At 37.1% G+C, this 14,547-nt stretch carries 13 protein-coding genes; all 13 read left to right on the top strand.

What is annotated here, in order from left to right:
- Positions 1-20: 20 nt before the first annotated feature.
- On the top strand, positions 21-560 hold the full coding sequence (locus ACO052_RS20220) for a DUF1599 domain-containing protein (RefSeq protein WP_422105624.1): 540 nt from the start codon (positions 21-23) through the stop codon (positions 558-560).
- An 89-nt stretch (positions 561-649) separates the two neighbouring features.
- Positions 650-1,744: a BT_3928 family protein gene (locus ACO052_RS20215; protein ID WP_422105623.1), complete on the top strand. Its 1,095-nt coding sequence runs from the start codon at positions 650-652 to the stop codon at positions 1,742-1,744.
- 80 nt (positions 1,745-1,824) lie between these two features.
- Positions 1,825-2,196, top strand: coding sequence for a four helix bundle protein (locus ACO052_RS20210; RefSeq protein WP_422105622.1), 372 nt, complete (start codon positions 1,825-1,827; stop codon positions 2,194-2,196).
- 83 nt (positions 2,197-2,279) lie between these two features.
- Complete coding sequence (locus tag ACO052_RS20205) at positions 2,280-3,356, top strand: ABC transporter permease (protein ID WP_422105621.1); 1,077 nt, start codon at positions 2,280-2,282, stop codon at positions 3,354-3,356.
- An 84-nt stretch (positions 3,357-3,440) separates the two neighbouring features.
- Complete coding sequence (gene tpiA, locus ACO052_RS20200) at positions 3,441-4,190, top strand: triose-phosphate isomerase (protein WP_422105620.1); 750 nt, start codon at positions 3,441-3,443, stop codon at positions 4,188-4,190.
- 162 nt (positions 4,191-4,352) lie between these two features.
- On the top strand, positions 4,353-5,471 hold the full coding sequence (locus tag ACO052_RS20195; RefSeq protein WP_422105619.1) for a hypothetical protein: 1,119 nt from the start codon (positions 4,353-4,355) through the stop codon (positions 5,469-5,471).
- A 10-nt stretch (positions 5,472-5,481) separates the two neighbouring features.
- Complete coding sequence (locus ACO052_RS20190; protein WP_422105618.1) at positions 5,482-6,891, top strand: T9SS type A sorting domain-containing protein; 1,410 nt, start codon at positions 5,482-5,484, stop codon at positions 6,889-6,891.
- 66 nt (positions 6,892-6,957) lie between these two features.
- Positions 6,958-8,892, top strand: coding sequence for a tetratricopeptide repeat protein (locus ACO052_RS20185; RefSeq protein ID WP_422105617.1), 1,935 nt, complete (start codon positions 6,958-6,960; stop codon positions 8,890-8,892).
- The gene (locus tag ACO052_RS20180) at positions 8,889-9,524 is read left to right on the top strand and encodes a response regulator (protein ID WP_422105616.1); all 636 of its coding nucleotides are present in this window, start codon (positions 8,889-8,891) and stop codon (positions 9,522-9,524) included. Before ACO052_RS20185 ends, ACO052_RS20180 begins: the two co-directional genes overlap by 4 nt.
- A 34-nt stretch (positions 9,525-9,558) precedes the next feature.
- The gene (locus ACO052_RS20175; RefSeq protein WP_422105615.1) at positions 9,559-10,674 is read left to right on the top strand and encodes a helix-turn-helix domain-containing protein; all 1,116 of its coding nucleotides are present in this window, start codon (positions 9,559-9,561) and stop codon (positions 10,672-10,674) included.
- Positions 10,675-10,760: 86 nt separating this feature from the next.
- A complete protein-coding gene (locus ACO052_RS20170) occupies positions 10,761-12,341 on the top strand; it encodes a T9SS type A sorting domain-containing protein (protein ID WP_422105613.1) in 1,581 nt (526 codons plus the stop codon).
- A gap of 41 nt (positions 12,342-12,382) precedes the next feature.
- Positions 12,383-13,219 carry a 50S ribosomal protein L11 methyltransferase gene (prmA, locus tag ACO052_RS20165; protein WP_422105612.1) on the top strand — a complete coding sequence of 279 codons (837 nt, stop codon included), beginning with the start codon at positions 12,383-12,385 and terminating at the stop codon, positions 13,217-13,219.
- 251 nt (positions 13,220-13,470) lie between these two features.
- Positions 13,471-14,505 carry a M57 family metalloprotease gene (locus ACO052_RS20160; protein WP_422105611.1) on the top strand — a complete coding sequence of 345 codons (1,035 nt, stop codon included), beginning with the start codon at positions 13,471-13,473 and terminating at the stop codon, positions 14,503-14,505.
- Positions 14,506-14,547: the final 42 nt, after the last annotated feature.

The following is a 14,547-nucleotide window of genomic DNA, read 5'->3' as shown; positions in this document are numbered from 1 at the left end:
GAGTTCAATAATAAATTTAGATGCAGGATACCTCAAAACAATACGATGCTGTTATTGCCAAATGTAGAGCGCTGTTTGTGAATAAAATGAGTGATTATGGCAGTGCTTGGAGGATTTTAAGATTACCATCATTGACAGATCAGATTTTTATAAAGGCGCAACGTATAAGGAGTTTACAGCAAAATGCCGTGAGAAAGGTCGATGAAGGCGAGGTCAGTGAGTTTATTGGAATTATCAATTATTGTTTGATGGCCTTAATTCAATTGGAAAAAGGAGTTGTAGATCAGCCCGATTTAAGCACTGATGAGGCAACACAGCTATATGATGAAAAGATAGCCTTAACCAAGCAATTAATGTTGGATAAGAATCACGATTATGGTGAAGCATGGCGGGATATGCGCGTAAGTTCCTTAACGGACTTAATCTTGCAGAAATTGTTGCGGGTTAAACAAATTGAGGACAATGCAGGAAAAACTATTGTCAGTGAGGGCATTGATGCCAATTATCAAGATATGATTAATTATGCTGTTTTTGCTATGATTCACCTTGGCGAAGGGTAGTAACTAATAGGTAAATGGTCGCCGAGATTCTCGAAGCGACTCAAGACAAATAAAGTGTGACTTCGAGGGCCTTAGTCACCATAAGATTTATGAAATATATAGTACAGTTTAGTAGAATTTTTGTTGGGGTTCTTTTTATCATTTCAGGTTTTATAAAGCTTAATGATCCTTTGGGCTTTTCCTATAAATTACAGGAGTATTTCGGGGCAGATGTTTTAAATATCGAGTTTTTAATACCCTATGCTTTATTACTTTCTGTTTTTGTAGTGGTTTTTGAAGTCGTTTTAGGGGTCTTTTTGCTTATAGGTTATCTACCAAAATTCACAGTGTATAGTTTGTTGGCCATGATTGTGTTTTTTACCTTCTTAACCTTTTATTCAGCTTATTTTGATAAGGTCAAGGATTGTGGCTGTTTTGGGGATGCCTTAAAGTTAACACCATGGGAAAGTTTTACTAAGGATGTTGTCCTTCTGGTCCTAATACTGATATTAGTCTATGGGCTAAAGCATATACAACCTATATTCAAGACATTACTGAATACCATCATTGCCTTATTCAGTTTTATCTTGTCACTTTGGTTCGGCTATCATGTGTTGATGCATTTGCCATCTATTGATTTTAGGGCTTATGCCATAGGTAAAAATATCCAAGAGCAAATGGTGATTCCGGAAGATGCGGCGAAACCGGTTTTGGAATATACTTGGACCTTTAATGTGAATGGAGAAGCACAAGAATTTGTGACTAATGGCAGTTATCCATCCGTTGACGGAGAGTACGTTGGGGTAGAGACCAAAACGATTGATGAGGGTTATATTCCGCCAATACAGGATTTTTCAATTGAATCAGAGGACGAAGATCTCACCACTTATTTTCTAGAAAAGGATAAGTTGGTCATTGTAGCAATGTATAATATTACGACTTCAGAAACGGATGGTGTCGCAAAGCTAAGGGCTTTCACCGATGAGGCTATTAGAAAGGGCTATACGGTTATTGGATTGACCTCTTCGGGTAATGAAGCTAAAGAAAGGGTAAAACAAGATTATAAACTTGATTTTGACTTTTACCTGTGTGACGAAAAGGTGATTAAAACCATTGTACGTGCCAATCCGGGTATTGTGCTTTTAGAAAGAGGAACTGTAGTTAATAAAACCCATTGGAACGATATTGAGGATATGGAACTTTAGTGTTCAGTATGCAGTATACGGTAGTCAGTAAGCAGTAGCAAAAAGTAATTTGTCGAATTCAAAAAAGTATTTCTTTTGAAATGAAGTTGGAGGATTTATTAGCTTATCAAAAAGGGTTTGATTTAGCCATGGATATTTTTTATAAGACTAAAGAATTTCCTAAGGAAGAAATATATTCTCTAACAAATCAAATCAGGAGATCTTCTCGGAGTGTTTGTGCTAATATATCAGAAGCTTATCGAAAGCGATTATATCCAAGACATTTTGTTAGTAAACTTACGGATAGTGATGCCGAAAATTCAGAGACACAAACTTGGTTAAGGTTTGCTTTGGCATGTAAATATATGAAAGAGGATGCTTATGAAGATTTCATGCAAAAAAGTAAAGAAGTAGGGAAATTAATAAATTACATGATAAATAATCCAGGCAAGTTTGGTTGTAAAATGAAATAGACCAAAATTTTACTGAACACTGAACACTGAACACTGAACACTGAACACTGAACACTGAACACTGAACACTGAACACTGAACACTTGTTAAGCTACTTTGTAAATAAACTCTTTTATGCCTTTATCACCTTATTAGGTGTCGTCACCGTCATTTTCTTTTTATTTACGATTTTACCAGGCGATCCTGCCAAGATGATGTTGGGCCAAAACCAAACCGCAGAACAGGTTGAAGCGGTCAAGAAAAAATATGGTTTTGATCAACCATTAGGGACACAATATTTGTATTACCTCAATGATTTGTCACCAATTTCTTTTCATTCAAATCAAGTAGGAGATTATACGCATTTGAGCACTAATAAATATAATGCGTCAAGGCTTTTTAGCGTGGGTAATACTACTGTTGTTGTTAAATCCCCTTACTTGCGAGAGTCCTTTACCAAACAAGGAAAGAAAGTAACGGAAGTCATAGGCGAAACCATTCCTAATACCTTTGTTTTGGCAGTGTCTGCTATTATAATTGCTATAATACTAGGTATCGTATTCGGAATCATCTCGGCATTATACAAGGATACTTGGCTAGATAAAATTATTCAGGTGTTGAGTACTTTAGGAATGAGTTTGCCCTCTTTTTTTAGTGCCATATTATTTGCTTGGGTATTCGGATTTGTGCTACATAAGTATACCAATTTAGAGATGACCGGTAGCCTCTATGAGCTCGATGATTTTGGTGAAAAAATGACCATCAAATGGAAAAACTTGATACTTCCGTCAATTGTATTGGGCATTCGACCTTTAGCAGTTGTGATTCAGTTGATGCGTAATTCCTTATTGGAAGTGATGGGTCAAGATTATATAAGGACGGCAAGAGCGAAGGGGCTGAATGAATTTCAGGTGATAAAAAACCATGCTGTAAAAAATGCATTAAATCCTGTGGTGACTGCTATTTCGGGTTGGTTTGCGTCTATGTTGGCAGGTGCAGTTTTTGTCGAATACATTTTTGGATGGAATGGCTTAGGAAAAGAAATTGTCAACGCATTAAATACTTTGGATTTACCCGTAATTATGGGAGCTGTATTGGTTATAGCCATCGTATTCATCACCATCAATATTCTCGTTGATGTTATTTATGCGTGGTTGGACCCAAGAGTCAAACTGACTTAACAATTACATGGCAGTAAGACCACTTCTTTTTTTATTAAAGTCTTATTTTTGTAGTCTTAAATTAAGAACTCAATACATATTACTATGAGAAAACATATTGTCGCTGGAAACTGGAAAATGAATAATGGTTTAATTCAAACCGAAACATTAATCGCTGAGCTCAAAAAACAAGAAAAGACTTCTGATGTTGAGGTCATGATTGCGCCTACGTTTACCAATTTATGGCATGCATTCCAATCGGCGAAGCAAAGTGATATAGAAGTGATTGCCCAGAATATGCACTTTGCAGAAAATGGTGCCTACACTGGTGAGATAAGTGCTGGTATGTTAAATAGTATTGGTATACAAACGGTTATTCTCGGGCATAGTGAGCGTAGGGCCTACTTTAATGAAACGGACGAGGCTCTTGCAAAAAAAATAGATGCGGCTATGGCCAACGACATGCGTGTCATTTTCTGTTTTGGTGAGGAGTTGTCTGATCGTAAAGCTGGTCATGAAGAAACGGTCGTAGAAAGTCAAATTAAGAATGCCTTATTTCATTTAGAAGCGTCGGCATTTCAGCATATTGTCTTAGCCTATGAGCCTGTTTGGGCCATTGGAACTGGTGAAACTGCAACTCCAGAGCAAGCTCAGGACATGCATGCATTTATCAGAAAGACCTTGGCTGAAAAGTATGGTCAAGATGTGGCGGATTCGGTGTCCATTCTTTATGGTGGTAGTGTAAAGCCAAATAATGCTAAAGAGATTTTTGGAAAGCCAGATGTTGATGGCGGATTAATAGGTGGTGCCTCTTTGAAAGCAGAAGACTTTTTTGCTATTGTCAACGCATTTTAGATTCTAAAGACTTTTGTCATGCTGAACTTGTTTCAGCATCTCAATTCAAATTCATACTATAAGGGTATTCCCTGATTTTTTATTAATCGAGGAATGCCCTTAATGATATGGTTTTTAGTGTTTTTACCTTGCAAATGGTATTAATCATTAAAAACTTTTATCATGTCTTTCACTACAATTCTAAGACAAGGCCAAACTAAAAAAGCCTTACTTTCTTTAACCTTTCTAGTTGTATTTGCACTCAAAAGCGAGGCCCAAGCGGTTCATATTGTGGATAACAATCAAGGATCGGGAGCCGAATACACCAGTGTTCAGGATGCTGTAGATGCTGCAAATCCTAACGATATTATTTACATTCAGCCTTCTCCGAATAATTACGGCGATATCCAGATGACTAAACCCTTAAAAATTTATGGGATTGGCCATATTCCACAGTTGAATGCAGGCCAAACTGCGGTGGTCAATAATATTCTATTTCGATATGCCAATGCCTCTGGTTCAAAAATTTCTGGATTACGTATAAGTGGTATCTATCTGGACAATACGACCTATACAAATAATGATGTTGTCATCACAAATAACAGATTGATTGGTGTATATGGCAATAGCAATACAGGAAGAGCCAATAATGCCATCATTTCTGGAAATTTCTTCTACACAACCTCTACAACCTCGATTGATAACTATAACTCCCAAAATTGGATTATTGCCAATAATACCTTTACCATGCAAAGTACCTACTGGGGGTATACGCTATTTTACCGCTTAAATAATACCACGTTGCTAAACAATAATATTATTCTATCTCGGCAAAATGGTGATGGTAATCAGTCCATATTGGTATTTTCGAACTGTAGCGGTACGCAAATAAGCAATAATATTTTCCTATATACAGGAACAAGTGTGGCTAATATGAATTTAGGTTCCAATAGCGCCTTGACATTTCAAAATAATCTCACCTATAGCTATAATTCAACATTAGATGCACTCTCGGGTTCAAACAATATTGATAACCAAGATCCTTTATTTGTAAGCTTCAATCCAAGTGCAAGTTTAAATACCTCCACTAACGATTATCATGTACAAGGAGGTTCACCAGCTGAAAATGCTGGGGCTGATGGCAATGACCTTGGTGTTTTTAATGGTAATTTTCCTTATGAATTAAGAGGCTATCCGACGGAGCTGCCTTATATAACAGACTTTACCATTTTTAACAATATTATCAGCGCAGGAACACCTTTGAATATCAATATAAAAGCCAGTGCCAATATTACGGACTAAAACAATTATTATGAAATGTCTTAGTTTTTTAATAACTCTGGTGGTATGCTTTTCATTAAAAGCTCAAATCACTTCGGCGGAATACTTTATTGACACAGATCCAGGAGTTGGTAATGGTTTGGCCATTGCAGTTTCGGGTAATGCCATAGATCAGGAATTAAACGTACCGACTACAGGCTTATCCGATGGTGTGCACAAGTTATACATACGGGTACAAAACAGTGATGGTAACTGGAGTCTATACGCCAATAATGTGTTTTATATAAATCCCAATAATGACAACTCAGCCAATATTGCTGCTGCCGAATATTTTATAGATACAGATCCTGGTGTAGGTAATGGCGTAGGGCTGACTGTTTCGGGAAATGTCATTGATCAGAGTTTTGATATACCAACAACGGGGCTTATGGATGGTGTGCACAAATTATACGTACGTGTTATCAATGATGATGGTAGTTGGAGTTTGTACGATAAGAACGTGTTTTACGCTAACCCAAATAATGAAAATACGGCCGCTATTGTTTCAGGGGAGTATTTTATGGATACGGACCCTGGAGTCGGTAATGGTATTTCCTTAACGGTTTCAGGGAATACCGTAGATCAGAATTTCAGTATACCAACCACAGGAATCTTAGATGGTGTGCATAAATTATATGTACGCCTATTTAATGCTGATGGTAGCTGGAGCCTATATGATACGAATGTATTCTATGCTAACCCTAACAATGAAAACTCAGCTAGTATCGTTTCAGCTGAATATTTTATAGATACGGATCCTGGACCGAGCAATGCTAATCCATTGACTATTTCAGGTAACGCTATTGACCAAAATATTAATATTCCAACCACTGGATTGGCAGATGGTGTGCATAAACTTTATGTGCGATTGCATAACGCGGATGGAAGCTGGAGTCTTTATGATAAAGCTGTTTTCTACCTCAGTGCAGACCTCTCCAATACAGCTTTTTTGAGTGAGGCAGAATATTTTATTGACATTGATCCAGGTATAGGAAATGGAACCCCGATTACCTTCTCAGAGACTGAAGTCTTGGATTCGGATTTTGAAATAGACGTACCTAACGACCTACCTGTAGGTGATCATATCGTTTATGTTCGCGTACGCAACACACAAGGAGTTTGGAGCCTACATGCGTATTCAGGGCCATCTACCTTGTCAACAACAGAAAATCCTTTAAGGGATTTTAAGATGTATCCAATACCGGTTAGAGATGTTTTGACTTTTGAAACCAATAATCAGCGGATTGAGAATATAATGATCATTGACCTCAATGGCAAAGTTGTGCTAGATGTTATCCCTGAAGGGTTCAACATTGACTTAAGCGATTTAAATGCTGGAACCTACTTAATATATTTAAAAACCATTGTAGGAAGTATTTCTAAGAAACTCGTCAAGCAATAGTATTACAATAGCGGTTTGGAATCCTAAATATTAAATCTGTAACTTTAATAGCCAAAGTAGGACGTTTTGAAACTAAAATTAACTTTTGTCTTTTTTTGTTTTGCCTTAATTAGTTTTTCGCAAAGTCGATCAGTGATTATTGATAGCCTTAGGCAAGTGGTTAAAACGACGACCAACGACACTATAAAGGCTTCGGCCTATGGGAGGCTAGCATGGCTAAATATCAGTACCGATATTGATATGGCTAAGGCTTATGTTGACTCTTCTCGATCCTTATTCAAAGCGATTAAGCATGAAAAAGGAATAGCGATCAGTAATTACAGGGAGGCCGTAATGCATAGAGTTTCTGGAAATTATAAGGAGGCTTTGGAGGCCATGCAGGCTTATATGAATTACGTAGAATCCGTACAGGACACCTTGAATATTGCTAATGGCTTTTATCAAAAAGGAGCGATTTACAGCTTACAAGGGAATTATCAAGAATCATTAGAGCAGTACTTTAATACCTTGAATTTATATGAAACTTTAGGTGATTCCACCGGCATTGGATTTACGCTTAATAGTATTGGGATTGTTTATAAGAATCTTAAAAAATATCCTGAAGCTATTGAAAGTTATGAAAAGGCATTAGCTATACATGAGGAACGCAATGATTTAAACGATTTGGCCAATGTGTATAACGGATTAGGCTCTGTATATGTGGAGAAAGGCAAACCTGATAAAGCCTTGGACTACTTTTTAAAAACACTTGCTATTGATAAGCAAATCAATAATAATTGGGGAACAGCCAAAGTAAGTAAGAATATCGCCCTTATTTACATGGACAAGAAGGATTACTTAAAGGCAGAGGAATTTCTTCAAAACGCTTATAAGATTCAGCAGGATTACAATTACGATGCGGAACTCGCCGAAACGCTTACCCAATTAAGTACACTTTATAGATTAACGGGAGATGTTAAACAAAGTGAGTCCTATTTAAATCAAGCTTTTGGTCATAAGGTACCTAACAAAAAGGTATATCAGGATCTTCATTTGCAATCCTATAATTTTTATAATGCCCTAGGTAATTATAAAAAGGCACTTCAACATTATGAATCCTATACGACCTATAAGGATAGTATTTTTAATGAGGATAACCTTAAGAACATCAATGCTCTGGAATTTCAGTTTGAAACCGAAAAGAAAGACAAGGCTATTTTACAGCAAAAACTGCAGTTGGAGCAGAGTGATAACGCCCTTCAAAAAAAAAGGACACAATATAATTATATGACGGCAATCGCTATTTTTTTTCTCTTAAGCGCCTTGCTTACTTGGTTTATCTATCAGCAGCGACAAAAGCGGAAAGACCAGGAAATATTGACATTAAAACGCGAGCATCAGATTAAAACGCTTGAGACCTTAATAGAAGGTGAGGAGAAAGAACGTCTGCGCATTGCCAAAGAGCTTCATGATGGCGTTAATGGTGACCTTTCTGCCATTAAGTTTAAACTGGTATCCTTACAAGAAATGAATAATAAGGTGATTGATGAAGCTGTAGAAATGATTGATAAATCATGCCAGCAAGTGCGTGCTATTTCTCATAATCTAATTCCGCCGACTTTAGAAAGTTTTAGTCTGGTTGAGGCCACCGAAATGTTTTGCCAGAACGTAAATAGTATTCACAAACCGAAAATTGAGTTTCAGTTTATAGGCGATGACATCGTGTTGGGTAAGAAAGCAGAAGTTAATATCTTTAGAATCATCCAAGAATTGGTGGCTAATAGCATTAAACATGCTGAAGCCTCCGAAATTAACGTCCAAATAAGCCATAGGGGACATGCCATTTTTATAAGTGTTGAGGATAATGGAAAGGGCTTTGATGTAAACGCTATAAAACAAGAGGGTATTGGCCTAAAGAATATAAGATCAAGAGTAGAATTCCTTAATGGAGAATTAGATATTATGTCCAACGAACAGGGTAGTTCCTTTACTGTAGAAATCGATACAACGCAAATAGATTGATTACAAGAATCGCAATAACAGATGACCACGAAATGGTTTTAAAGGGTTTGGAAACCATGCTCTCCAATACCAAAGAAATAGATATTATCGGGACGTTTCCCAATGCACAGAAAACCTTAGAGGGACTATCAAAAGATTGTCCTGATGTATTATTACTGGATATTAACCTTCCGGATATCAACGGCATTGAATTGAGCAAAACCTTGATCAAAGCCTATCCTAACCTCAAGATCATTGCGCTGACCAATTTCGAAGATGTCTCTTTTGTTAAGCGAATGCTTAAACAAGGTGTTCATGGCTACTTGTTAAAGAATACCGACAGGATAGAACTCTTGGAAGCCCTGAAAACCGTATTGTCGGGCGAACTATATATTCAAAAAAACATTCAAAAAAAACTCTTTGCTCCGACTTCAAAAACAACGCATAACTCTGGTGTGCTGACAAAGCTTACTAGACGTGAGCATGACGTTTTGGTTGCCATTTCTGAGGAATTAACGACTAAGGAGATTTCAGAAAAACTCTTTATTAGTCCTAAAACTGTAGAAACCCATCGCATGAATATTATGAGTAAACTTGGCGCTAAAAACAGTGTTGGGATCATTAAGATTGCTATGGAATTAGATTTGTTGTAAATTTCAGAATGTTTCTTGGTAATCTCATAGATTTTTGAATTTCAACATTTTTAATAGTCTTATCCTTGCTGGTGTTATTCAGGGTTTTGTATTTGGACTCGTTGTTTGGACAACAAAAAAATACAAGAGTACGAGTAATTACTTGCTGGCGACCTTAATAGTCGTCTATTCCTTAAATAACCTTCAGTATTATCTTCAGGATGCAGATATTACCTCGTATGAAGACTTATTTTTATACTACTTTGTTAACTGGGCCGATTTGCTTTCAGTACTATTATATCTTTATGTGTTTAAGTTCCTGTTTCCAACAAAACCGATACCTAAAAAGGCCTATTATTTGTTTAGTCTGTTTTTGCTAACCTTTTCAATTGCTACTATTTATAAAGTTGTAAAAGCGTTAAATGTCTCAGGCGAATGGTTGCTAAAATTGAGACATTATTTAGATACTTATGCAGAGCTTCTATCTGCTACACTACATGTTTTGGTGCTTGTTGCTTGTTTTAAAATGATGACAAAGTTTAGGGCAAAAAATAAGGTCTATGACGCCGAGAATGTAAGACCACAACTACAATGGCTTAGAAAAACTTTAATAGGCTTGCTCATACTCACTTTACTGTGGATCGTTCTTACTTTTCTGTATATGAAATATCCAGGACAGATTTCTTTCTACCCACTTTGGATTGGTATTGCAATCTTAGTGTACTGGTTAGGGCATATCGGTATTTATAGATATGGTGTTATTCAGGAACGAAAGCATATTCGCAGTCAATCAAAAACAAATAGTAACGTAAAATTACCCGTTAAAACGAAGCGCGTAATTATAGAAAAACTCAAGCAATATCTCGTGGAAGAGCGCCAGTTTTTAAACCCTAATTTGAGCTTAGAACAAACTGCGGAAGTTTTAGAATTGAGTCAAGGCCATTTATCAAAAATCATAAATCAAGACCTACAGATGAGCTTCAAGGATTATGTCAATGGACTACGCGTCGAAGAAGCTAAGCGCTATTTGAAAGATAAGTCATTTTCTAACTATACCTTGCTGGCGGTAGGCTTGGAGGCTGGATTTAATTCTAAAACCGCATTTAATACCTCGTTTAAAAAAATAACAGGAGTAACGCCTTCTCAATTTAAAAGGGAACGCGCTAATTAGTTCCGTTTTTTGAGAATCACATAAAACAGAACTTTCATCATTGCCGTTGGTGATAGATTTAAAACTTAAATCTAAAACGCGTCATCATGAAACAAGTACTGCTCCTTTTGATCTGTATACTTTACAGTGAAACTATAAAGCCTCAAGTTTGGGGGCAAACCCAGAAATTAGTAGCTAGCGATAGAGCTAGTAGCAATGAGTTTGGGTATGCGGTTGCTATGGATGGCGATTATATGGTAGTGGGCTCTAGGGGCGACGCCGTTGGTAGTATACTAAAGGGATCAGCTTATGTATTCAAAAATGACGGTTTCGGTAATTGGATTGAACACCAAAAAATCTTACATCCTGCAAGCAATGCTTATGACGTTTTAGGATATGATGTGGGCATAAGTGGTAATTATTTGATTATAGGAAGTCGTGGACAAGATTACGATGCCAATAACGCCAATTACTTAGAAGCTGCAGGAGCAGCCTATATATATGAAAAAGATGGTAGCGACATCTGGAATTTTGTTCAAAAAATTGTGGCGCCTGATCGTGCTGTAGAGGATGTTTTTGGTGAAAGTGTGGCAATTGACGGCAATTATGTTATTATAGCTGCACCCTGGGAGGATGAAAATGTTAATGGAACAAATACCTTGGCTTATTCGGGTTCGGCTTATATTTATGAAAGGGATGGCAGTGGAACGTGGAACTTCGTACAAAAAATAACAGCTGGATCTCGTGCTGAGGAAGATCGATTTGGTAGTACAGGAAGTGTTGCTTTAAATGGAAATTATGCATTTGTGGGTGTTTCCCGCGAAGATGAAGATGAAACCGAAAGCAATACAATTTCTGGAACAGGTTCAGTGTATATATATGAACGCGATGCCATGGGCGCCTGGAATCAAATTCAAAAAATAGTGGCTTCCGACCGAGCTCAGGGCGATAATTTTGGGTGGTCGGTAAATGCAGATGCTAATTATTTAATTGTAGGTGCGCCTTTTGAAGATATAAATAATGGTGATAATGCAGGTGCTGCCTATATTTTTGAGCGCTCTGCTGATGTTTATTCAGAAATTCAAAAGGTTGTCGCATCAAACAGGGGCATCAATGATAGATTTGGTTATGCGGTGGATATCAATGACAATTTTGCGATAATTGGTGCCTACAACAGAGGTGTGCAAGGGGAATCGTTTGCAGGAGCTGCCTATGTGTTTGAAAAAGATATGTCCAATCATTGGGACCAAATACAGTTAAATCATAGTTTAGATCCCGAAACTTCAGATTTGTTTGGTTTTGATGTAGGTTTGAGTGGTAATTATGCAGTGGTTGGTGCCTATCAGGAGGACGAAGATGAAAACGAAATGAATACCCTGCCTAACTCGGGATCTGCTTATGTATTTGATGCTAATGAACCAAATACGCTTAGTGTAGAGCGTCGTTTATATAATGACCTAAGGCTATATCCTAACCCGGTTAATGAATGGTTTACATTGGATCTTGGACATCATTGCTCAGCTGTAACAGTCTCTATTCAAAATATGTTGGGTCAAACCATTTTTTCGGAAGCCTATGCCAATACAAGAATAATTAAGGCTGCGTTTAAGCAGCCTAAAGGGATATACCTTGTTGACGTACACATAAATGGGGAGCTTAGAGATGGATTAAAACTTATAAAGAATTAGTTGAATAAAATACATGTAACTTTGTAGGATAATCAAATTACATGTCAAATACCATTTACATAGGCTACGATTTTAAAGTAGAACCATTACAACCGGCAACAGAAATACTCATTGCGGAATTGGGTGCCGCTGGTTTTGAAAGTTTTGTAGAACACCAGGAAGGGGTGACGGCTTACATTCAAAAAGACGACTGGACTGCCTTTGTTCTTGAGGATGTTTACATTTTGAATTCGGATGAATTTAAAATTACCTATGAATTTAGCGAAATAGAACAAACCAATTGGAATGCTGAGTGGGAAAAAAGCTTTAAACCGATTGTTGTCGATGATTTGGTAACTGTTAGAGCTCCGTTTCATGAAAAACCCAATACCCTATACGATATAATTATAGAGCCGAAGATGAGTTTTGGTACGGGCCATCATGAAACAACACACATGATGATTCAGCATATTATAAGAAACGATTTTAAAGACAAATCAGTTTTAGATATGGGCTGTGGTACGGGTGTTCTAGCTATTTTAGCTGAAAAGGTAGGAGCTTCACAATTGGACGCCATCGATATTGACAATTGGTGCTACCTCAATAGCTTAGAAAATGTAGAGCGTAATAATTGCGAGTATATATCGGTTTACCAAGGCGATGTTGGACTTCTCCAAGGCAAGCATTATGATATGGTTATTGCCAATATTAATAGAAATATATTGTTAGCTGACATCCCAAATTATGCAAAGTGTTTAAATGCCAATGGTGTACTGTTTTTAAGTGGTTTCTACCAAGAAGATTTGGATATTATCGTTGAAAAATGCTCAGAATACAAGCTGATGCTCAAGGACAAAATACAGCGAAATTCTTGGGTGGCAGCCAAATTCAAAATATAGAAATAATTTAAATATTTAATAAATTATTTGATTTATTATCAATATGTTATGATAATTTAACATAAAAATTTTAAAAATTACGGTTTTTCCGTAATATTATATCCTTTTCTGTTCGTATATTTGACGTGAATAATATTATTTCCTTGTAGATTTTCAGTAAGCGATTCCCTTTAAGTTTACATTAGATCCGTACATTCTTGTTTACGTAAGCGATTTAAACAAATCATTAAACAAATTATTTACACATTAAAATGAAAAGAATAATAAAGTATTGGGCTTTTGCCCTATCTGTTTTTGCTCTTGTAATAACGGCCTGTCAGAAGGATGAGGTTAACAACGAGGTCGCAAATGTCGAAGAGGACGCTATTATTAATACGAACAAAATAGGGGATAGAACTCCTATTACAGACTCCAAACTACTAGATGGTATAAAAGCACTGGATATTGACGTTGGGATAGTTTCGGTTGGGGATTTCCATTTACCGGATGGTACCGTTGAAGAACGTATTTATATAGGTAGTGACATTACCTTTACCGAAAAAGAATTAAAAAAACTAATTGTTGCTCACGAAAGTGGAGCCAAGCAATATAGAACCTTTAATTTGGTAACGGGGAGCAACCGCACGATTGACATATTAGGGTATACGGGTGGTAGCCAAGCACTATCAAGTAAGGCACAAACGGCACTACAATGGGCTGTCGATAACTACAATAACTTGAATATTAGTTTACAGTTCAACCTTACTTTTGGAACGAATTTCCAGGCTGCGGATATGGTGGTATATGATAATACCGTAAATACTCCAGGAGGTACTGGAGGTGTTGCTGGATTCCCAAATTCTAGTGGAGAGCCTAACAAGTTTGTACAAATTTATGGTATAGAGCAATTTTCTACCAACGTCAATGAGCATGTCATAGGGCACGAAATAGGCCATTCCATTGGGTTCCGTCATTCGGATTGGTTTGACCGTTTAAGCTGTCCACCTGGTTTTCAAGGAGATGAAGGCGCTGGATCCGATGGTGCTGTGCACATACCAGGGACACCAACCGGTAGAGATATAACATCCATAATGCAGGCTTGTTTTTCTACAAGTGAAGATGGTGAATTTAATGGCAACGATGTTACAGCTTTAGAGTTTATGTATCCAGTGGCGACTTCCGGTCCGTGTGATGGTGTATCAGAATGGCAGAGTGGCGTAAGTTACAATATTGGGGACCGTGTAACTTATTTCGGAAATCTCTATGAACGTGTTTCCGGTGGCTGGAACCTCATAGGGCCTTGTTAGAACGTAATTCGGATTATCGTAAGTTAGTAGAGAATGGGTTGT

It is taken from the genome of Winogradskyella sp., assembly GCF_965228925.1.
Classification (GTDB): Bacteria; Bacteroidota; Bacteroidia; order Flavobacteriales; family Flavobacteriaceae; genus Winogradskyella.
Note: the sequence above shows the minus strand (reverse complement) of the source record. Positions and strands in the feature narration are given on the sequence as shown.